The following is a 21,280-nucleotide window of genomic DNA, read 5'->3' on the forward strand; positions in this document are numbered from 1 at the left end:
TCTCCCCTCCGTCAGTTAAGAATCAATATAACGGACCTCATCGATTTTCCCTTCTAATAAGATCTCTTCTGGCAAAATCGTTTTAATCACAAAATCTTTCCCTGAAATAATGCATTGTCCTTGTTTGAGCATCAGCCTTACCTCTTGATCACTGAAAAGCAAAAGCCCTTTATGGTTCTCTATGTAAATGTGGAGTCTGCCAACCATCGTAATACGGGGAAGATCCATCATGACGTCTGGAGGGATTTCAAGTGTTCTTGTCAGCCATGCTTTAAGTCGATTTTTTCTTTTTCCCATTCAATAAGAACCCCTTCCCGCCCCATGTGTATGAGATCAAACTGAAAGATGGTGAGACTGATGAGAAAGCCTCTATATCATCCTATTCCTCAGCGGTTCAGATCATGCTAATGAATCCCGCAAAACAGCCGTTTCATCATTTTTACTGCGAGAAATCTCCATCAGGAAAAACAAAAAAGCCCCTTTATATAAAGGGACTTTCTTCTTTATCTTTTATATGGCCGTTTCATCGTTCTGTGCGGCTTTTTCGCGCGCGGCTCTCCAAATACTTCTCCAAGAAGCATGCCTTGAACAACAGTATTTTGGTTAAGCCTGTTAATGACGTGCGGCTTCATTTCCGCAGCAGAAGCTTTCGGTCTGGTCAGCTGCCTTTCAAGAGATTTGAACTCTTTATTCAGCTCGCTTTTTCTTTCTTCCATTTCAGCTAGTGTAGCGGTATAACGATCCTGTAAGGACTGTGAACCTTGTTTCTTCATCCCGCCATGATCATGTACATCGCCGAAATCGTCCAACTGGTCTGTTTTGACTGGGTTCGGGCTGGTTTGTTCTGCTTTCTTTTGAGGCATAGGCTTATTCTGAGGAGCCGGCTTATGTTGCTGGTTGTTTTGTTCCTTCTCCTCTTGTTTGCCGATTTTCCCAAATACAGCAGAGATGATACCGATGATAATCGCAATTAGTAACGGATTTTCAAATAGAATGTCCATTGGGCTCCCTCCTTAAAGCGTGAGAGGATGCTTATTTGTTTTCATTATCAGATGGACCTTTTGTCATTTTACCAAATGAATCTCTCATATCCGTATCAGCATCGATATTCTTAATGTTCATGTAGTCCATGACTCCAATATTACCTTCGCGTAATGCTTCAGCCATTGCAAGTGGTACTTCAGCCTCTGCTTCTACGACTTTCGCGCGCATTTCTTCAACTCTTGCACGCATTTCTTGTTCTTGGGCAACAGCCATTGCGCGGCGTTCTTCCGCTTTCGCTTGTGCGATGTTTTTGTCTGCTTCTGCTTGGTCCGTTTGCAGAATCGCCCCGATGTTCTTACCGATATCCACATCTGCGATATCAATCGAGAGAATTTCAAACGCAGTACCTGAATCTAATCCTTTACCAAGAACCGTTTGAGAAATCATATCTGGATTTTCTAAAACCTTTTTATGATTATTTGATGAACCGATTGTAGAGACAATTCCTTCACCTACACGAGCAATGATTGTTTCTTCCCCTGCACCACCGACAAGTCGTTCGATGTTTGCGCGAACTGTAATACGTGCTTTGGCTTTTACTTCAATCCCGTCCATTGCCACACCAGAGATAAATGGTGTTTCAATGACTTTAGGATTTACACTCATTTGTACAGCTTCAAGTACGTCACGGCCTGCTAGGTCGATCGCTGCACAACGTGCAAAGTTCAATTCGATATTCGCACGTTGAGCCGCGATTAATGCGTTCACAACACGGTCAACGTTACCACCTGCCAGGTAGTGACTTTCTAATTGGTTAATCGTCACATCAAGACCTGCTTTATGTGCTTTGATGAGCGGATTGACCACTCGGTTTGGAATGACTCGACGAAGTCTCATTCCTACAAGTGTAAAAATGCTCACTCTTACGCCAGCCGCTAAGGCAGAAATCCACAGCATCACCGGTACAAAGGTGAAGAAGATCGATAGAACGATCAGACCTGCTGCGATAATCACAAATAATAGTAAAGTAGATGGATCCATTTTATTCCTCCTATAAAATCAGTTATCTATACTTTCCTCACGACAATGCGTGAGCCTTCCGCTTTGACGATTTTAACCTGTTCATCCTTGTCAATAAACGCACCTTCTGACACAACGTCAATGCGCTCATCTCCGAGTACAGCCGTCCCAGATGGGCGAAGCGCTGTTAATGTAACAGCGATCTGTCCAACAAGATCCTCTCTTGTTTCATTTGAGACATAACCGCTTTCTTTATTGGTTGAATCGGTTAAAATGAACTTTTTAAAAAATTTCATACGTTTCCCCAACACCTTTGTCAATAAAATAACTGCTATGATTGAAACAGCAGTGGCAATCAAGATGGAAATCGCCATTTCTGTAAAGCTTCCAGCTGCTAAAAATAAGCTGGCAACAACACAGATCAGTCCAATGACACCTACGATTCCCCCCGGCAAAAACAATTCCAGAATAATGAGCAATATCCCTGCTAAGAACAGGAACAACGTCTCATATCCTGCAAAACCAGCCACGAGATGTCCATAAAAGAATAAAAGAAGCGCTGTCACTCCCATGGTGCCTGGAACCCCAAAGCCAGGAGAATAGAGCTCAACAATTAACCCTAAGCTTGCGATGGATAAAAGGATTGGAATGACGATTGGGTGCGTGAGAAAGCGCGCAACCTTTTCAGCAAAGCTCACTTCATCGTATTGAACAGAAGCGTCTGCTAATTTCAGCTTCTGAAGCAAGTCATCTAAATTCTTCACTTCACCTTCTGCGTAACCAAATTGAAGCGCTCGATCCGTATTAAAGGTGAGCAGTTCTCCTTTTGGTGCACCAGCATCCTTCGCATCTATGTCTGGATCAGCCATCGCAAGCGCATATTTCGGATCACGCCCCTGCTTTTCGGCAGCATCACTCATTTCAGCAAGCCATAGCGATTCAGATTTTTGATCGGCAGCATTGCCTTCCCCATCAATGATCGCAGCAGCTCCCATCTTTCCATTTGGGGTCATATAAATCTCGTCGGCATTTAGTGCAAGGAATGCCCCGGCTGAAAGCGCTCTATGATTCACAAATGCTGTCACAGGGATATCAGACGCACGAATGGTATCTGCAATCTCAAGCGCCGCATCGACTGCACCACCTGGTGTATTGATGTCTAGAATGATATGTTTCGCTCGTTCGGACTTTGCCTGCTCAAATGATCGTTCAATAAATTTAGAAAGTCCTTTTTCTACTGTATCTTCAATTGGGATAACATGAACTTTCTGATCTACTGATTTCGCGGTCAATTGAACCCCTAATAACAAGCATATTATAAAACAACTGAAGAGAGCAATAGAAATTTTTATTTTTTTCATCTATTTGGTGATCCCTCCTCTCTATCTTCCATTTTACCGTTCCTTTACATACGTTACAAATGTATCATAGGTTTCATTTTTATATGACAGAATGATGAAGGTATAAAAAAAGTACCCTTCTAACAATAGAAGGATACTTTTTTATTGAGACAGTTGCTCGCTGACAAGTCTGTTAATGACAGCACCATCAGCTTTACCTTTTACTTTTGGCATAATAGCGCTCATGACTTTACCCATATCAGCCTTCGATGAAGCACCTGTTTCAGCGATCGTTTCTTTCACGATCGTTTGCAGTTCTTCTTCAGAAAACTGTTCAGGTAAATAAACGTCTAAGATGTCAATCTCTTTTTGAACTTTATCTACTAAATCTAAGCGATTAGCTTTCGAAAATTCATGGAGGGAGTCTTTACGTTGCTTAATCTCGCGGGAAAGGACGGTTAGTTCCTCATCGCCGGTCAAACTGTCTTTCTTAAGCTTAATTGCTTCATTTTGGAGCGAAGCCTTTACCATACGAATGACAACAAGCTTGTCTTTCTCACGGTTTTTCATAAAAAGCTTCATATCAGTATTTAATTGCTCAAGAAGACTCATAAAATCCACCCTCTTTAGAATTTACGTTTTCTAGCAGCTTCAGACTTTTTCTTGCGCTTTACGCTAGGCTTTTCATAAAATTCACGCTTTCTTGCTTCTTGCAATGTTCCAGTTTTGGATACACTGCGTTTAAAGCGACGAAGAGCATCTTCAAGCGATTCGTTTTTTCTAACGACCGTTTTTGACATTCTCTTTCCCTCCCTCCGAATACACCAATCGACTGCATTAAAAAAAGATATACATGCAAAACATGTACCTAGACATTATAATATAAGCCTAGTGTGAGGTCAACTAAGTGATTTGGAAATATATTTTCGTCATGAGCAGGTAGACAAGTCCATATATTCATTGGTAAGAGGAGGACTTTTCTATGATGGCGATCATTTATTTTTGTGCACTTATTTTCATTTTTTTATGGTCAATGGGTTTGCTGAGAAAAGGATTAATGGCGCTTGCGTCGTCTCGTATTGAGAAATCACTTCTTCTCTTTACAGATCACCCAATAAAAGCATTCTTGGTCAGCATCGTATTTACAGGGATTCTTCAAAGCAGTTCAGCGTTTATGGTCATCGTGATCGGCTTTGTCAGTACAGGCATTCTCTCTTTTAAAAAATCCATTCCAATGATTCTTGGCACCAATATTGGCTCCACGTTTACAACAGAATTTATTGCCATTAAAATGGATGTTTTCATGTGGGTCTTAATCCTAGCTGGTCTGATATGCATCATGTTAGGCAGGAAATCTTTTAGGCATGCAGGAAAAAGTATATTTGGGCTCGGGATGATCTTTTTTTGTATTCAAGGCTTTTCTAAAATTGCAGGTATGATGACAAGTCAGCCTGAGACATTGCGCTTTCTTGAAATGATGCAGCATTCTGACTGGACGGCGCTGCTTTCGGGTACCATTTTCACAGCGATTGTTCATTCGAGCTCCGTCTGTATCGGCATTTTAATGGGGTTTATGAATGAAGGAACTGTTGGGCTTCAGGAAGGCATAAGCTTTGTGTTAGGGTCAAATATCGGGACATGTATTACAGCCGTAATGGCTGCCATATCTGGCGGCTATGCAGCACGTCAAACCGCTTATGCACACGTTTTGTTTAATGTGCTCGGCGTGCTTTTATGTCTCCCATTTCTCGCCATGATGACGGAATTCGTCGCCCTTCTTGCAAACGCTCCAGCCCAGCAAATTGCGCACTTCAGCCTGCTGTTTAATGTGGCAAGCTCTTTGCTTTTCTTCCCGTTCATTCATCCATTTCACACATTGATCTTATGTCTTTTACCAAATCAGTCAAAATAAAAAAACCAGCTTGCCCTTTTGGCAGCCGGTTTTTTTATCTATTATGAGGTCATTCTCACTTTGTCTGTTTGCACATCATCACTGATACGAACGAATTGTCCTTCGTTATAAGGATAACCCGCTTTCATGATTTTCACTTTGACCAAACGGCCGATCATGTCCTCTGTTCCTTCAAAAACAACCTTCATATAGTTATCTGTATATCCCACATAAAGATTGTGCTTTCCTTCTTGTTCTTTGAAGGATTCTTCCGGAATAATCTCTAGGACATCTCCTTCATAAGCTGATGCATATTCTTTCGCAAGCTGGTCAGAAAGAGCAATCAAGCGGTGGACGCGTTCGTTTTTCACATTTTCATCCACTTGATCTTCCATTCTTGCAGCTGGCGTACCTGTACGTTTGCTGTAAGGGAATACGTGTAGTTCAGAGAATTGATGGTCTTTGACAAAATTGTACGTTTCCAAAAACTCTTCCTCTGTTTCCCCAGGGAATCCAACAATCACATCAGAGGTGACAGCAAGGCCTGGCAATGCTTTTTTCAGCTTTGTTAAACGCTCTGCAAAGAATTCCATCGTATATTTACGGCGCATTCTTTTCAGGACTGTATTCGAGCCAGATTGAAGCGGGATGTGCAAGTGTCTGACAATCTTATCTGACTGATCAAGCACTTCAATCACTTCATCTGTAATTTGGCTTGCTTCGATAGATGAAATACGGATTCGTTTTAAACCGATGACACGTTCATCTAATTCTTTCAGAAGCTTTGCAAAGTTATAATCCTTTAAGTCTTCTCCGTATCCGCCTGTGTGAATACCTGTTAATACAATTTCTTTATAGCCGGCATCCACAAGCTGCTGCGCTTGGTTGATGACCTCTTCTGGATTACGAGAACGAAGAAGTCCGCGAGCCCAAGGAATAATGCAGAATGTACAGAAATTGTTACAGCCTTCTTGGATTTTTAATGAAGCGCGTGTTCTGTCTGTAAATGCAGGAACATCGAGTTCTTCAAACACACGTGCTTTCATGATATTGCCAACCCCATTAATCGGCTGTCTTTCTCTGCGATATTCTTCAATGTAACCGAGTAATTTATGTCTGTCTTGTGTTCCAACGACAATATCAACACCAGGAATCGCCATAATTTCTGCTGGAGATGTTTGCGCATAACAGCCTGTTACACAAATGACACCATCCGGGTTATGACGAATGGCTCTTCTAATAACTTGGCGGCTTTTCTTATCGCCTGTATTCGTGACCGTACATGTATTAATGACATATACGTCTGCTTTTGATTCATACTCTTTTCTTTCATAGCCTGCTTCTTTAAACAGCTGCCAGATCGCTTCTGTTTCATAGTGATTGACCTTACAGCCAAGTGTATGGAACGCTACTGTTCCCATCATGATTCACCTCTTAATAACTCTGTTTGATAAGATATAGCAGAAAGCGCGTAAAGAGGAGCTGTTTCCGTTCTTAAAATGCGTGGTCCGAGCCCGCAAATGACTGCACCAAGCGTTTCAAGCTCGTCAATCTCCTTTTCTGCCAAACCGCCTTCAGGGCCAAAAACCACGAGCAAGGTTTGTCCGCCTTTCATCTGTTGGAGCACAGTTTGAAAGCGGCTTTGCTCTCCTTCTTTCGATGATTCTTCGTATGCAACGACACATTTATCGAATTCACCAGCTAATTGAGTCAGCTCTTTAAACGTTGATACTGGATCAACACGAGGAATGATATTCCGGTAGGACTGCTCAGCTGCTTCTTTCGCGATTTTCTCCCAGCGTTCTCGTTTTTTATGTGACTTCTTTTGGTCAAGCTTTGTAATGGAACGAGCCGCTTGAAACGGGATAAATGCACTTGCGCCAAGCTCTGTGCCTTTTTGGATAATCAGCTCAAGCTTATCTCCTTTTGGGAGACCGCTCGCAATTGTTACTTTTACCGGAAGCTCTCTGTCCTGATTTGTCCAGCCTTCAACGTGACAAATGACTTCTTCCTTTGTTATTGTATCAATTTTACTGAGCGCTTCAAAGCCGTCTGTCGTTAAGCAAAGGATTTCCTGCCCTGCTTTCATGCGCATGACGTTGGAAAGGTGATGTACATCTTCACCTTTTATGACGATAGATCCCTTTGCGATCACTTCTTCTTTCGTGAGGTCGATAAAATATCGTTGCATACGTGTCCTGACACCTACTCGCTTTATTTTTTCGCTATAATGCTGACCCAATCTTCCATTGACAGCACTTCAACAATGTCAAAACCTGCTTCTTCTAGTGCTGTTTTGACTTGTAATTTCTTTTGTCCAATGATGCCTGATGTAATGAAATAGCCATCTTTCTTCAATAAGTCATAGGCTTGATCTGTAAAGCGCAAAATCACTTCTGCGAGAATGTTGGCGACGATCACATCACGTTCACCTGAAATCCCATCAAGTAAGTTGTTTTGCTTGACCGTCACTTGTTCGCTTACACCATTTAGTTCGATGTTTTGCTTCGCACTTTCAACCGCAACGGTGTCGAGATCAAAGGCTTGAATGTCCTTTGCACCAACCATCGCTGCTGCCACACTTAAAATCCCGGAGCCTGTTCCAACATCAATCACCGTATCGTTTTCCTTCACATAGCGCTCAAGCGCCTGAATACAAAGAACGGTTGTTGGATGTGTCCCTGTTCCAAATGCCATTCCTGGGTCCATTTCAATAATCAGTTCATCAGAATGAACCGGAGTATATTCTTCCCATGTTGGAACGATGGTGAATTTTTCAGAGATTTTCACAGGATGATAGTATTTCTTCCATGCGGTGGCCCATTCCTCTTCATTTACTTCACAAATAGACAGCGTGTTTCGTCCAAGGTCAATATCGTATAGAAGAAGATTGTTGATGGCTTCTTTGATCTCATCTACCGTTTCCATCAAAAAGCTGTTCATTGGAAGATAGGCTTTGACGATGACCCCTTCATCAGGATAGTCATTCGGATCGAGCTGGTAGATCTCACCGTATACATTTTCACGTTCCTTGACTAAATCAAGCGGGTCCTCAATCACGACACCACTTGCACCTGCTTCATGCAAAATATTGGTGATCGGTTCCACCGCTTCATTTGTTGTATGGACGCTAATTTCTGACCACTTCAATACTACCAACTCCTTATCCGTCTTACTCGCCTTTAAATGCGCGTTTCACCTTATCGAAGAAGCTCATTTCTTGTTCGTCCGGTTTATTTCCGCTCACTTCAGCAAATTTTCTAATGATATCTTTTTGATTATCCGTTAAATTTGTCGGTGTGACGACTCGTACAACGATATGCTGATCGCCTTGGCCATAGCCGCGTACATTTTTCACACCTTTTCCTTTGAGTCTAAACTTCGTGCCAGTTTGCGTGCCAGCAGGGACTTTCAATTTTACTTTACCGTGTAATGTCGGCACTTCAATTTCGTCACCTAATGCAGCCTGTGCAAAGGTTAGCGGCATTTCGCAGTAAATGTCATCTCCGTCACGTTCGAAGAATTCATGCGAACGCACATGGAACACAACAAATAGATCGCCTGGAGGCCCTCCATTTACACCTGGTTCCCCTTGACCAGACACTCTGAGCTGCTGACCATCGTCAACACCTGCTGGAATCGTCACATTGATTTTCTTACGCTTACGCACTTTACCAGAGCCGCCACATGTAGAACATTTGTGATCGATTTGTTTTCCTGTTCCGCTACAGTAGTTACATACTCTGCGGTTGACCACTTTACCAAACGGAGTTGACTGCTCAACATTTAATTGACCAGAGCCGCCGCAATGTGAACAAGTCTTTGCTTCTGTCCCAGGCTTTGCCCCTGATCCATGACATGTTTCACATGATTCCTCGCGAGGGATTTCAATCGTTGCTTCTTTCCCAAATGCTGCTTCTTCAAATGAAAGCGTCATTGTATATTGCAAGTCTGCTCCTTGACGCGGTGCATTTGGATCTCTTCTTCTGGCTCCGCCGCCAAAAATACTAGAGAAAATGTCATCAAAGCCGCCGAAGCCGCCAAAGTCTCCTCCTCCGCCAAAACCGCCGCCGCCAAAGCCTTGGTTTGGATCGGTATGACCGAACTGGTCATATTGCGAACGTTTTTGATCGTCAGAAAGGGTTTCATAGGCTTCTTTTACTTCTTTGAATTTCTCATCTGAGCCAGCTTCTTTATTAATATCAGGGTGATACTTTTTTGAAAGCTTGCGGTATGCCTTTTTGATCTCGTCTTTTGAGGCGCTCTTACTCACGCCAAGCACTTCATAGTAATCACGCTTACTCATCTCTTCACACTCCCGATTTCTCACATAAATACGATTGTATCATTTTGATTTGACCTTTTTCAATTGCTTTCATCATTGGAAAGAAAAAAAGTCAAAGCCAAGAGATCCTGACTTTGACTTTCTGACGAGTACGTTTCAGCAGTCTTTTTCAAAAGTAAAGGTGATTATTTTTTCTCTTGATCGTCGTTTACTTCTTCGTATTCTGCATCCACTACATTGTCATCTGCTTTTTGAGCACCTTCAGCGCCGCCTTCTTGCTGAGCTTGTGCTTGTTTTGCAGCTTCTTCATAGAGCTTTGTCGTTAGTTCTTGAACGATTGTTTGCAGCTCATCTTTTTTCGCTTTGATGTCTTCAAGCTCGCCTTTTTCGATCGCAGCTTTTAGTGCATCTTTCGCGTCGTTTGCTTTTTTCACTTGCTCTTCATCGATTTTGCCTTCTAGATCTTTTAATGTTTTTTCAGTTGTAAACACTAATTGATCTGCTTCATTGCGCACTTCGATTTCTTCTTTTTTCTTCGCATCTGCTTCAGCATTTTCTTCTGCTTCTTTTACCATTTTTTCGATCTCATCATCAGAAAGACCTGAAGAAGATTTGATTGTGATGTTTTGCTCTTTGCCTGTACCCATATCTTTCGCACGTACGTTGACAATACCGTTTTTATCGATATCAAAAGATACTTCGATTTGTGGTACGCCGCGTGGTGCTGGCGGGATGTCAGTCAATTGGAAACGGCCTAATGTTTTGTTATCTGATGCCATTGGGCGCTCACCTTGCAGGACATGAATGTCTACCGCTGTTTGGTTGTCAGCAGCCGTTGAGAATACTTGAGATTTACTTGTTGGAATGGTTGTATTACGTTCAATCAGCTTCGTGAATACGCCGCCCATTGTTTCAATTCCTAAAGAAAGTGGTGTTACGTCAAGAAGAACAACGTCTTTGACATCTCCTGTGATGACTCCACCTTGGATCGCCGCACCAAGAGCAACCACTTCATCAGGGTTTACACCTTTATGAGGCTCTTTGCCTGTTTCTTTTTTGATTGCTTCTTGTACTGCAGGAATACGAGTTGATCCACCAACAAGGATGACTTTATCAATCTCGCTAGCAGATAAACCAGCATCTTTCAAAGATTGACGTACAGGTGTCATTGTGCGCTCTACAAGATCTGCAGAAAGCTCTTCGAATTTAGCACGCGTCAGCGTTAATTCAAGGTGAAGAGGACCTGCTTCTCCAGCTGTGATAAATGGCAATGAGATTTGTGTAGAAGATACACCTGAAAGATCTTTTTTCGCTTTTTCAGCAGCATCTTTTAAACGCTGAAGCGCCATTTTATCTTTAGAAAGGTCAATACCATTTTCTTTTTTGAATTCAGCTACTAGGTGATCAATGATGACTTGGTCAAAATCGTCTCCACCAAGACGGTTGTCACCAGCAGTTGAGCGTACTTCAAAGACCCCGTCTCCAAGCTCAAGGATTGATACGTCAAATGTACCGCCGCCAAGGTCGTATACAAGAATCGTTTGATCTTCTTCTGTTTTATCTAAACCATACGCAAGTGCAGCTGCTGTTGGTTCGTTGATGATACGTTCTACTTCAAGACCAGCAATTTTACCAGCATCTTTTGTCGCTTGGCGTTCTGCATCGTTGAAGTAAGCAGGAACTGTGATTACAGCTTTTGTTACTTCTTCGCCAAGATAGCCTTCAGCATAAGATTTAAGGTGTTGAAGAATGATTGCAGAGATTTCCTGCGGTGTATAGTTCTTGCCTTCAACTTCTACTTTATAATCTGTACCCATATGTCTTTTAACAGACATGATTGTGTTCGGGTTTGTAATTGATTGACGTTTCGCTACTTCACCAACTTGGCGCTCTCCGTTTTTAAAAGCGACAACTGATGGTGTTGTACGTGCTCCTTCAGCGTTTGCAATAACTTTTGGCTCTCCGCCTTCAAGTACTGCAACACATGAGTTTGTTGTTCCTAAGTCAATCCCAATGATTTTACTCATAATCGATGACCTCCCATTATGTAGTTATTGATTTACTTTTACCATTGATGGACGAATAACTCGGTCTTTGAGTTTATAGCCCTTTTGCAATTCTTCTACTACGATATTTGAATCGACATTTTCATCTTCAACTTGCATGACGGCTTGATGAAGGTTTGGATCGAACTCTTTGCCGACAGCTTCAATCGGTTCAACGCCTTCATTTTTCAACGCTTCTACCAGCTGGCGGTAAACCATTTGCATTCCTTCTAACAAACTTTTCGTCTGCTCATTGTCTGGATCAATTCCAAGCGCTCTTTCAAAGTTGTCAAGAGCTGGGAGAAGATCGCTGACAACATGTTGAGAACGATATTTTTGCACGGTCTCCACTTCAGTTCGAGCACGGCGTTTATAGTTTTCAAAATCTGCTTGAACACGCAGAATTTTGTTTTCTTTTTCATCTAGAAGCTGCTGCAATTCATCGATTTTCTCTTGGAAGGCAGACTGTTCATCATGTGTTACTTCCTCAGTATCTGCTTGAACTGCTTCTTCTTGTGCTTCAACCTCTGCTTCTTGCTCAGGTGTCTGTTTTTCTTCTGACATTGTGTTCACCTCCCTCAAAAGATTCAAGAATACGAAGGGGCAATGCCCCTATCTTTTATCACCCTACTCATCATACAAATTGGAAAGTGCGTTTGACAAGTCTTTTGATACATGATGCAAAAGACTAACGACTCGCCCGTAATCCATGCGGGTTGGACCGATGATGGCAATGGAGCCAAGTGATTTTTGATCAATCGAATAAGTGGCTGTGATCAAACTGCAGTTCTCCATTGCTTCCAAATTGTTTTCTGAACCGATTTTAATGGTGATTCCTTGCTGATTTGGATGAAACAGCTGCATGACATCATTCTTTTGCTCAATCAGCATCATGAGTGAGCGAATGCGGTCGATGTCATGAAACTCTGGCTGATTCAACATATTAATCTTCCCGCCAAAGAAAAGTTTTGATTCATTTTGTGTCGATGTAAATGTGCTGCCCAGCGCATCTAAAATGTGATCATAATCTTTTAAATGTGTGCGCAGAAGCATGACCACTTCTTTATACATCCTGTCCTTCAGCTGGTCCATTGGAACGCCAGCTAATCTGCTGTTCAAAATATTCATCAGCTTCTCAATATCGGAGACATCGAGATGCTCAGAGAAGGTAATGGTTTTGTTTTCAACATGCCCGCTGTCTGTAATCATGATCGCTACTGCTTTGTTTGGCTGAACGGGGACAAGCTGAATTTGCTTTAATCGATTTTCACTTAGCTTTGGACCAAGCACAATCGATGTATAGTTTGTGAGATCTGATAAAATTTCCGCCGATTTTTGAACTGTTTTTTCCAGCTCAAAAATTTTCTCCTGAAAAGCCGACTGGATGAGCACAAGCTCTTTAGACGACAGTTTTCGCGGAGAGAGCAAATGATCTACATAATAACGATATCCTTTTTCTGAAGGAATTCTTCCAGATGAAGAATGGGTCTTTTCAATAAAACCAAGTTCCTCCAAATCAGCCATTTCGTTTCTAATCGTCGCAGAGCTGAATGTGATGTCCTCTTTTTTAGAAAGAGTCCTTGACCCAACTGGCTGCGCCGAACGAATAAAGTCATTAATGATGACTTGCAGAATCAAAAGCTGACGATTTGTTAACATCATCATCACCCCTGTTAGCACTCTCTTTCAACGAGTGCTAATTGTATAAACAAAATTACCAAACTCAAATTAAAATGTCAATTATAACTCACCGAGAAACGCTTGAAATACTTCATTTCCTAACAATTTCCCTTTTCTTGTTAAACGAATGCCGATGTCATCTTTTACAATGAGACCTTTTTCTTCTAATTCTTCAAGAACAGTGGAAAAAAGAGCTTCTGGTGCAACACCATATTTGGCTTGGAAGTCGGCACTTTTCACCCCTTCGATCTTTCGAAGGCCTAAGAACATTTCTTCTTCTATCTGCTCTGCTTTTGTGACCTGATGAGTTTCCTTATACGGGAACCCAGTTTGCTCAATCAGTTCCAAGTAATGCTTCACAGGCCCTGCGTTCACATTTCGGATGCCATCTACATACCCGTGTGCTCCTGCACCGAAACCGAAGTAGTCTTCATTGCTCCAATAGGTCAGGTTATGCTGGCTTTCAAAGCCAGGTTTTGCGTAATTGCTAATTTCGTATTGCTTTAATCCATGTCGCTCCATTTCATCCATCACAAGCTCATACATTTCAGCCTCACGTTCTTGCGGCGGTAAATGCAGTTTGCCTTTTTGCATTAAGTTGTAAAAAACTGTTTTCGGCTCCACAATCAGTGAGTAGACAGAATAATGCTCTGCCCCTAATGAGAAAGCTGTCTCAAGTGAATTCATCACATGATGCTTTTCTTGATGCGGCAATCCAAACATGAGGTCGAGGCTAATGTTGTCAAACCCAACCGCTCTTGCTCGCTGGAAAGACGTGAGGACATCTTTCTTTTGATGAACTCGTCCGATTTTTTTGAGTAAATCGTCTTCAAAGGTTTGCACCCCAAAGCTTAGCCGATTGACGCCGGCTGCTTTTAATACATGCAGCTTCTCGAGTGATAATTCATCTGGGTTCGCTTCCACTGCAAATTCAACCAGATGCTTTGCCGGTTTTAACACACGGTGAATGCTGTTCATGAGCTGGTCTAGCTGGCTGACGGTCAGTGATGTCGGCGTTCCCCCGCCAATAAAGATCGTCTTTAGTTCTTGCTCGCCCTTTTGCTCGATCGTGTGCTGCATCTCTTTTTCAAGAGCCGCTAAGTATTCATCGACTGGCTGCGTTTTAATGAAAAATTTATTAAAATCACAATAGTGGCAAATGTGCTCACAAAATGGAATATGAATGTATGCTGCTTTCATTTGATGACACCTTCTTTACAGGTAAAGAGCCGCAGTTTATCGCTGCGGCACCTTTGTTTGTTTTCGACTATAAACGCCAAGGCTGACATTGTAAAGCAGGTTGCCTTGAGGGTGTTATTTTTTTGGTGTGCTGTCGTCCATCTTCAGCACAGCCATAAATGCCTCTTGCGGGACTTCAACAGAGCCCACTTGTTTCATGCGCTTTTTCCCTTCTTTTTGCTTCTCAAGAAGCTTCCTTTTCCGGGAAATGTCTCCACCATAACATTTAGCAAGTACGTTTTTACGCATCGCTTTAATGGTAGAACGAGCCACGATTTTTTGTCCAATCGCTGCTTGAACTGGTACTTCAAAATGCTGGCGTGGAATGAGTTCTTTCAGCTTTTCTACGATGATTTTGCCTCGTTCATATGCGTAATCGCGGTGAACAATAAAGGAAAGGGCATCGATTTTTTCGCCATTCAGCATGATATCCATTTTCACTAGAGTAGATGGGCGGTAGCCAATCAGCTCATAATCAAAGGACGCATAGCCTTTTGTGTTGGACTTGAGCTGATCAAAGAATTCGTACACGATCTCCGCCAAAGGAATTTCGTACACAATGCTCACTCGGTTTGCATCAAGGTATTGCATATCAATGAAATTGCCGCGCTTTCCTTGGCAAAGCTCCATGACAGAGCCTACATAATCATTCGGCACCATCATTGTTGCTTTCACGTATGGTTCTTCAATTTTCTCAATCTTTTGCGGATCAGGCAGATTCGACGGGTTATCTACGACGATTTTTTCTCCGTCTGTCATATACACATCGTAAATAACACTTGGTGCTGTCGTAATAAGATCGATTTTGAATTCACGTTCAATCCGTTCTTGGATGATTTCCATATGAAGCATTCCAAGAAAGCCGCAGCGGAAACCGAAGCCAAGTGCTTGGGACGTCTCTGCCTCATATTGAAGGGAAGAATCATTTAATTCAAGCTTTTCTAAGGCTTCACGTAAGTCATTATATTTCGCTGTGTCAATTGGATAAAGTCCGCAGTACACCATTGGGTTCAGCTTTCTGTATCCTGGCAGCGCTTCTTTCGCTGGGTTCTCCGCACTTGTGATCGTATCCCCCACACGTGTATCACCGACATTTTTAATCGCTGCTGTTAAGTAGCCAACATCTCCAACAGTGAGTTCATCTGTCGGCATCGCTTTTGGTGTGAATACGCCGACTTCAAGCACTTCAAATTCTTTGCCCGTCGCCATCATTTTGATTTTCTGACCTGGTCTGACGGTTCCTTCAACAATTCGTATGTACGCAATAACGCCGCGATACGCATCGTAGAGAGAATCAAAAATAAGAGCTTGAAGCGGTGCTTCTGGGTCTCCAGCAGGTGCCGGGACCTTTTCGACGATTTGTTCTAAAATATCTTCGATCCCAATACCCGCCTTAGCAGAGGTGAGAACAGCTTCAGACGCATCCAACCCGATGACATCTTCAATTTCTTCTCTTACACGCTCAGGCTCTGCACTTGGTAGATCGATTTTATTGATAATCGGAAGAATCTCTAAGTTGTTATCAAGAGCTAAATAAACGTTCGCAAGTGTCTGTGCTTCAATTCCTTGTGCTGCATCTACTACAAGAATCGCACCTTCACAGGCAGCAAGGCTTCGAGATACCTCATAGGTGAAGTCGACATGCCCTGGTGTATCAATCAGGTGCATAATATATTCTTCTCCATCCTTCGCCTTATATTTCAGCTGGACAGAGTTTAATTTAATCGTTATGCCGCGTTCACGCTCTAAGTCCATGGAATCAAGTAATTGTTCTTTCATTTCTCGCTGAGTAATCGCCGCTGTTTTTTCCAAAATACGGTCCGCCAATGTGGATTTCCCATGGTCAATATGGGCGATAATAGAGAAATTTCGAATTCTTGATTGCCGTTCTAATCGTTTTTCTTTATCTGTCACAATCTATCACTCCTACTATAAAACGCGGGTTGCGCTAGCTTAGATTATATCAATAGGGCTGTAAAGATTCAATCGAAATCAAGAAAAGCCGCTCATCGGTCAGCGGCTTTAGTCATATAGTATTGATTTGTTTATTTCCCATTCATCCAATCATAAAGAGAACGGGCTGCATGTGTCATGCCATCAGACAGCGCTTTTCCTGCCTTGGAGAAGGCATTAAAGCTCTCTATTTCCTCAAGCTGCTTTTGTTTTTCGGCAAGATCCTTTTCTGTAACAGCCGTTCCTAAGATAGAGGCTTCTCGTTCTTCATCTTCGTTCATTTGGATGGAGAACGCGCCTTTTAATTGCGGGTCATGGTAACCCTTCATTTGCAGCATGCCATTATTCGCCTGCTGCATTCCTAAAAAGACGCCAAATAGCAAGACTAGTCCTAAAATAATGGTTTTTCCAATAAATGATCCCATGCACCGTCACCACCTTAAGAGCGTTTTTTCTCATCCTTTGCTTTGCCGTTTACCTTTTCCGCGTCCCAGAAAATGTCGCTGAAGACATCAGCTGCTGCATTGGATGCATTTTTCAATTCTTCCATATTATTATCCACTCCGCCAAATTCTAAAAGAAGGGCTTTGTCGGATAAATCTTGATTATAAATTCCATTATCGCCAATTTCTCCTTTGGCAAACACACCGACACTAAGACCTTTATATTTTTTCTCCATCAAATGGTGGAACTCCGTCGCAAGCTTGAGGTTTTTCTCATAGCTTTGATTCTTCTTCCCTACAACAAACGCAATTCTCGCATATTTTTTCCCTTTGATCTCGACAGTGGTGTCTTTCTTTCTTCTTGAGTCACGGTGGATATCAATTAAATATTCGAGGTCATCATTTTTCGCTAAGGCTTCTTTTACGACCAATCTTGATTCATTATAAGACTGGGGATACTTTAATCCTTTTTGTAGAAGCCTTTTTTCAACTTCCGTTTTGTCGACCGTATTCCCGATGCCTTGCTGATCAAGCGCCTTTCCGAACATGTCGCCGACAAGGGTGACATTCACTTTTGAGTGCCGTGCATTGTTTGGATTCGTTTCTCCTTTTAAAAATGGTAAATATGATTCCGTATTATGCGTGTGGTAAATGTACACGGCTTTTCGTTTTCCTGTCGACCGGTCCGGCTCTTTCGCAGGCTTTTTCGGCACATCTTTGTCGAGCTTGTCCAGCTCTGCCAAATTTGCTTCTTTTTCATCTTGGATGACTTCACTTGGCGGCGGCGATTCCATTGGCATGTTGGTATAGTCTGTTCCTTCACCCGCTAAGATGATTTTTGTATCAAAATGTTCAAAACCTGGAAGTTCTCTCCCTAGAAAACTACGCGGGTCTTCTAAATTGATACTAGTCGCAAGCTTGAGTGACAGTCCAGAGAAATGAAACCCTTTTTGATCTTTCGGGACTGCTGAGGCGAAATATTGATTTTCCATACCCATTAATGTAGCGAAGAAGGCTCCGGAAAGCTCATCTGCTACACCATATAGTGAGGCTTGCGGCCTCAGCTCTGGCTTTAAAGATGTCAACGCCCCTGACATCACAAACACCACAACAAGCGAGGCTATAAATAAGAAAATGCTTTTCACTACTTTTGTTCCATTAATCGCAACGACCAACTGTCGAGGACGGCGGGGTCTTTTTTTCATGATTTACTCCCTCCAGCACGCTTTCTAGTAATTACACTATGAGCGAGCTAGAGAAAGTAGAACCGATTAATGATTATAAGAACCCATGTTATCTTGAGAGATTTTTTGATGGAGTGCTGTATTTAATCCATTGGCGAGTACGTTTGCCATATCATCAATGAATGTATCCACTTCCTTAGGCGTGACCATTAAATTTTGCCCTAGCGGCGCAAGTACTTCATGGATCAGCTGCCGTTTCTCTTCTTCCGGAAGAGTCCCTACGATACCTAAAAATGATTGACGCGTTTCCTCATCTGGTAAGTCTTCTTCGTTTAGCACTTTTTTCTTCCCAAAAGTCAAACCAGCCGGCACAAGAGAGCGGGACGGCCGGTCATCTTTCAGTTCTCTACCAAAATGCTTTAAGACATAATCAATTGTGTCACTTGCAATGGTTACTGCATCTACCACTGTTGGAACGCCAATCGCAATCACTGGAATTCCCAACGTTTCTTTGCTTAATTCTTTCCGCTTATTCCCTACACCTGAACCGGGATGGATGCCTGTATCAGAGATTTGAATCGTGGTATTCACCCGTTCCACTGCACGAGCAGCAAGAGCATCGATTGCAATGACAAAATCAGGTTTGGACCGCTCGATTACACCTTGTATAATGTCGCTTGTTTCAATACCGGTCAGTCCCATCACTCCCGGTGATAAAGAGGACACTGGGCGATACCCTTCCTGTACATTTTCCGGCTGCAATTCAAAGAGATGCCGGGTCACAAGCAGGCTTTCAACCGTGAGCGGGCCTAGCGCATCTGGCGTGACATTCCAGTTTCCTAGTCCTACTACAAGACAGCTCGCATCAGCCTGAATGCCTCGGTCTTTTAAAAACTGAGCAAAATGACGCGCAAATACTTCGACGACTTTTTCCTGCATCTCAGAATCTTTCTCCCGAATGCCCTGCGCCTCAAGCGTCAAGTATGTTCCTGCCTTTTTGCTGGTCAGCTCCTCCCCTTCTTTCGTGATCTCCACTGTGCGTATACGGATGCCGTGCTCCTCTTTTTCCTTTTCGACAATCCCTTGAATTCCGTCCTTTTTGACGACATTCGGATCGTTCTCTTGTTCTAGTATCTCTTTTGTTTCAACAGCCAAGTCTGTCCGGATTTGATAAGCACTTAAATCAAGTTTCTGTTTCTCCATAAAAAGACTCCTTCCACCAAGTAATTAACAGTAGTCTTTCCATCTCTTTAAAGAAACATTCGAGCGCTTCATCAATGAAAAATACTTTACATTTATATTGCATTCTAAAGGTGTGTTTGATAGAATACAACTTGTTCTATTGTGAAGATTTAACCTTAAGACAATTGTGTTTAGGTTGTATCTTAGGAGGTGAAACACATGCCAAATATTAAATCAGCGATCAAACGTACAAAAACGAATAACGAACGCCGTGCACACAACGCAACAATCAAGTCTGCGATGCGTACTGCGATTAAACAAGTTGAAGTTTCTGTAGCTAACAACGATGCTGAGCAAGCAAAAGCTGCTCTTTCTTCTGCTGCAAAACGCATTGACAAAGCCGTTAAAACTGGTCTTGTACACAAAAACGCAGCTGCGCGTTACAAGTCAAGACTTGCTAAACAAGTAAACGGACTTTCCGCATAATGCTTGCAACGCCTCAGTGATGAGGCAACTGTTTAACTGTACGTCCGTCCTGACCGGCTCAGCCATTAGGACAGACTGGCAATTATACATCTAAACAAAAACGACCCTCTTTTTAGAAGGTCGTTTTTTTATGTTCAAGCGCCCAATAGTCGAAGCAGGAACAATTCTAACAATAGCTGCTTGTCCTTTTTACCGGTTTTCATTTCATAATCGATCGTTGATAGCTCTTTGACAATCTGCTTGAGCTCTTCTTCTGAAAACAGCCTTGCCTGATCCATAGCAAGTTTGACGCGGAATGGGTGGACTTTTAGATTTGAAGCAATTTGTTTTTGCCCATATCCTTGCTGAGCGAAATACTTCGTCTGCAAAATCAATCGAAATTGAGTTGATATGAGTGCTAATATTTTAATGGGTTCCTCATTTTGTTTCAGCAAATCATAAAACATCTGCATGGCCTCAGAGCGGCGTCTGTTGACAATTTGGTTAATTAATTCGAAAATATTCTGCTCTAAGCTTCTTGCAACGAGCTGATTGACATCCGCTAATTCAATTTCTTCTCGTTCTTCAATATATGTACTCAGCTTCCTGACCTCTTGAAACAATGAGGATAGACTCCCACCGCATAGCATCACAAGCTGCTCAGCCGCTTCAGATGTCATCGCCTTTCCTTCTGTTTTCACCAGTGTAATGGTGAAATCCGTTGTTTCTTTTGGGTTTAACTCTTTTGCATCAACCATAGCCGCTTTCTTTTTTAGCAATTTGGTGATTTTCTTCCGTTCATCCAGCTTTTCATATGGTGCTAATAACACGAGAATAGTATAAGGCGCCGGCTTTTCTAAATAAGCTTCTAACACAGAAAGCTCATGCTCAATCTTCTCCTTTTTCTTTTCCGCTGTAAGAAAATAAGGGTTCTTGATCACAACGAGCCGCCTTTCTCCCATAAACGGAAAGGTTTCTGCATCCGTCACAGCCTGTTCAAGCGGCACCTCTTCCATATCAAAGACGGAGTAATTAAAATCCTTCGTCTCCTCGTCTACTACAGCTTGTCTTAATTTAGCTGCTGTTTCTTGCAGTAAATACGTTTCTTTTCCATATAAGCAATAAACGGGATGGATATCCCCTCTTTTTAAATTGTTCCAAACTTCAAAGACCATAAATTGAATCCCTCTCTTTCACTTCCTCCTCTATCCTAAAGTGTGTGAAGACATTAGTAAAGAGGAAGCTGAAAGTGCCGCCTCCTCATTTATAGTAAACGTCTGGTGCAAGCTCCCGGGTCAGCTCGCTGTCAGACGATATTCATAAAATGATCATGAAAAAGGAAAACGGTTACTTTACCTTCTAGCAATTCCAAATGAGTTCAAGTATACTAAAATTAGCCAGGAGGGATGAAAATGAATGAATTTGAAAAAAATGTTCAAAGCAAGCGGAATGATGTGACCGACTCAGCCGTTGGTTTTATCGTCACATTCGGATTTTTCGCCTCAATGTTTATTTTGGCAACAATTATACACCTCGTTGGATCTTAACTTCATGATTGCTAAATGACTG

The 21,280-nt window shown here is 42.3% G+C and carries 22 protein-coding genes; 3 read left to right on the forward strand and 19 right to left on the reverse strand.

Annotated elements, in window-relative coordinates:
- Positions 1-15 precede the first annotated feature (15 nt).
- From yqfC to rpsU, 6 genes are all read right to left on the reverse strand, one after another.
- A complete protein-coding gene (gene yqfC / locus C6Y03_RS10505) occupies positions 16-297 on the reverse strand; it encodes a sporulation protein YqfC (RefSeq protein WP_012010618.1) in 282 nt (93 codons plus the stop codon).
- A gap of 206 nt (positions 298-503) precedes the next feature.
- The gene (locus C6Y03_RS10510) at positions 504-1,001 is read right to left on the reverse strand and encodes a hypothetical protein (protein ID WP_060596658.1); all 498 of its coding nucleotides are present in this window, start codon (positions 999-1,001) and stop codon (positions 504-506) included.
- Between the two features lie 31 nt (positions 1,002-1,032).
- On the reverse strand, positions 1,033-2,025 hold the full coding sequence (gene floA, locus C6Y03_RS10515; RefSeq protein WP_034661354.1) for a flotillin-like protein FloA: 993 nt from the start codon (positions 2,023-2,025) through the stop codon (positions 1,033-1,035).
- 26 nt (positions 2,026-2,051) lie between these two features.
- Positions 2,052-3,365: an NfeD family protein gene (locus C6Y03_RS10520; RefSeq protein ID WP_060596657.1), complete on the reverse strand. Its 1,314-nt coding sequence runs from the start codon at positions 3,363-3,365 to the stop codon at positions 2,052-2,054.
- Positions 3,366-3,506: 141 nt separating this feature from the next.
- Positions 3,507-3,956 (reverse strand): GatB/YqeY domain-containing protein, encoded by a 450-nt coding sequence (locus C6Y03_RS10525; RefSeq protein ID WP_060596656.1) that lies wholly within the window; start codon positions 3,954-3,956, stop codon positions 3,507-3,509.
- A 14-nt stretch (positions 3,957-3,970) separates the two neighbouring features.
- Positions 3,971-4,144 (reverse strand): 30S ribosomal protein S21, encoded by a 174-nt coding sequence (rpsU, locus tag C6Y03_RS10530; RefSeq protein ID WP_003152957.1) that lies wholly within the window; start codon positions 4,142-4,144, stop codon positions 3,971-3,973.
- Between the two features lie 182 nt (positions 4,145-4,326).
- Here rpsU and C6Y03_RS10535 point away from each other — a divergent pair, with 182 nt between their 5' ends.
- On the forward strand, positions 4,327-5,256 hold the full coding sequence (locus C6Y03_RS10535; protein WP_060596655.1) for a Na/Pi symporter: 930 nt from the start codon (positions 4,327-4,329) through the stop codon (positions 5,254-5,256).
- Between the two features lie 41 nt (positions 5,257-5,297).
- Here the strand turns inward: C6Y03_RS10535 and mtaB are convergent, their stop codons facing one another.
- The 12 genes from mtaB to gpr form a co-directional block, all read right to left on the reverse strand.
- Complete coding sequence (gene mtaB / locus C6Y03_RS10540; protein WP_034661359.1) at positions 5,298-6,656, reverse strand: tRNA (N(6)-L-threonylcarbamoyladenosine(37)-C(2))-methylthiotransferase MtaB; 1,359 nt, start codon at positions 6,654-6,656, stop codon at positions 5,298-5,300.
- Positions 6,656-7,426: a 16S rRNA (uracil(1498)-N(3))-methyltransferase gene (locus tag C6Y03_RS10545; RefSeq protein WP_060596653.1), complete on the reverse strand. Its 771-nt coding sequence runs from the start codon at positions 7,424-7,426 to the stop codon at positions 6,656-6,658. The genes mtaB and C6Y03_RS10545 overlap by 1 nt, the downstream gene beginning before the upstream one ends.
- 23 nt (positions 7,427-7,449) lie before the next feature.
- Entirely contained in the window at positions 7,450-8,385 is a 936-nt protein-coding gene (prmA, locus tag C6Y03_RS10550; protein WP_060596652.1) for a 50S ribosomal protein L11 methyltransferase, read from the reverse strand.
- 22 nt (positions 8,386-8,407) lie between these two features.
- Positions 8,408-9,541 carry a molecular chaperone DnaJ gene (dnaJ, locus tag C6Y03_RS10555; RefSeq protein ID WP_003217525.1) on the reverse strand — a complete coding sequence of 378 codons (1,134 nt, stop codon included), beginning with the start codon at positions 9,539-9,541 and terminating at the stop codon, positions 8,408-8,410.
- A gap of 164 nt (positions 9,542-9,705) precedes the next feature.
- On the reverse strand, positions 9,706-11,547 hold the full coding sequence (gene dnaK / locus C6Y03_RS10560) for a molecular chaperone DnaK (RefSeq protein WP_106039270.1): 1,842 nt from the start codon (positions 11,545-11,547) through the stop codon (positions 9,706-9,708).
- Between the two features lie 24 nt (positions 11,548-11,571).
- Positions 11,572-12,129, reverse strand: a complete 558-nt coding sequence (gene grpE, locus C6Y03_RS10565; protein ID WP_034661362.1) for a nucleotide exchange factor GrpE — start codon at positions 12,127-12,129, stop codon at positions 11,572-11,574.
- A gap of 63 nt (positions 12,130-12,192) precedes the next feature.
- Positions 12,193-13,224 carry a heat-inducible transcriptional repressor HrcA gene (hrcA, locus tag C6Y03_RS10570; RefSeq protein ID WP_034661363.1) on the reverse strand — a complete coding sequence of 344 codons (1,032 nt, stop codon included), beginning with the start codon at positions 13,222-13,224 and terminating at the stop codon, positions 12,193-12,195.
- 81 nt (positions 13,225-13,305) lie between these two features.
- Positions 13,306-14,445: a radical SAM family heme chaperone HemW gene (gene hemW / locus C6Y03_RS10575; RefSeq protein WP_066030641.1), complete on the reverse strand. Its 1,140-nt coding sequence runs from the start codon at positions 14,443-14,445 to the stop codon at positions 13,306-13,308.
- A 114-nt stretch (positions 14,446-14,559) separates the two neighbouring features.
- Entirely contained in the window at positions 14,560-16,398 is a 1,839-nt protein-coding gene (gene lepA, locus C6Y03_RS10580) for a translation elongation factor 4 (protein ID WP_060596649.1), read from the reverse strand.
- Between the two features lie 131 nt (positions 16,399-16,529).
- A complete protein-coding gene (locus tag C6Y03_RS10585) occupies positions 16,530-16,862 on the reverse strand; it encodes a YqxA family protein (protein WP_060596648.1) in 333 nt (110 codons plus the stop codon).
- 14 nt (positions 16,863-16,876) lie between these two features.
- Positions 16,877-18,085: a stage II sporulation protein P gene (locus tag C6Y03_RS10590; protein WP_034661367.1), complete on the reverse strand. Its 1,209-nt coding sequence runs from the start codon at positions 18,083-18,085 to the stop codon at positions 16,877-16,879.
- Positions 18,086-18,151: 66 nt separating this feature from the next.
- On the reverse strand, positions 18,152-19,267 hold the full coding sequence (gene gpr, locus C6Y03_RS10595) for a GPR endopeptidase (RefSeq protein ID WP_034661368.1): 1,116 nt from the start codon (positions 19,265-19,267) through the stop codon (positions 18,152-18,154).
- A gap of 198 nt (positions 19,268-19,465) precedes the next feature.
- On the opposite strand from gpr, the gene rpsT reads away from it, so the two are divergent.
- On the forward strand, positions 19,466-19,732 hold the full coding sequence (gene rpsT / locus C6Y03_RS10600) for a 30S ribosomal protein S20 (RefSeq protein ID WP_008342485.1): 267 nt from the start codon (positions 19,466-19,468) through the stop codon (positions 19,730-19,732).
- Between the two features lie 134 nt (positions 19,733-19,866).
- On the opposite strand, the gene holA is transcribed toward rpsT, so the two are convergent.
- Entirely contained in the window at positions 19,867-20,886 is a 1,020-nt protein-coding gene (gene holA, locus C6Y03_RS10605) for a DNA polymerase III subunit delta (RefSeq protein ID WP_106039271.1), read from the reverse strand.
- 237 nt (positions 20,887-21,123) lie between these two features.
- Here holA and C6Y03_RS10610 point away from each other — a divergent pair, with 237 nt between their 5' ends.
- Positions 21,124-21,258 carry a YqzM family protein gene (locus C6Y03_RS10610; protein WP_012010638.1) on the forward strand — a complete coding sequence of 45 codons (135 nt, stop codon included), beginning with the start codon at positions 21,124-21,126 and terminating at the stop codon, positions 21,256-21,258.
- Positions 21,259-21,280 lie beyond the last annotated feature (22 nt).

The organism is Bacillus sp. LNXM65, assembly GCF_002998575.1.
Classification (GTDB): Bacteria; Bacillota; Bacilli; order Bacillales; family Bacillaceae; genus Bacillus.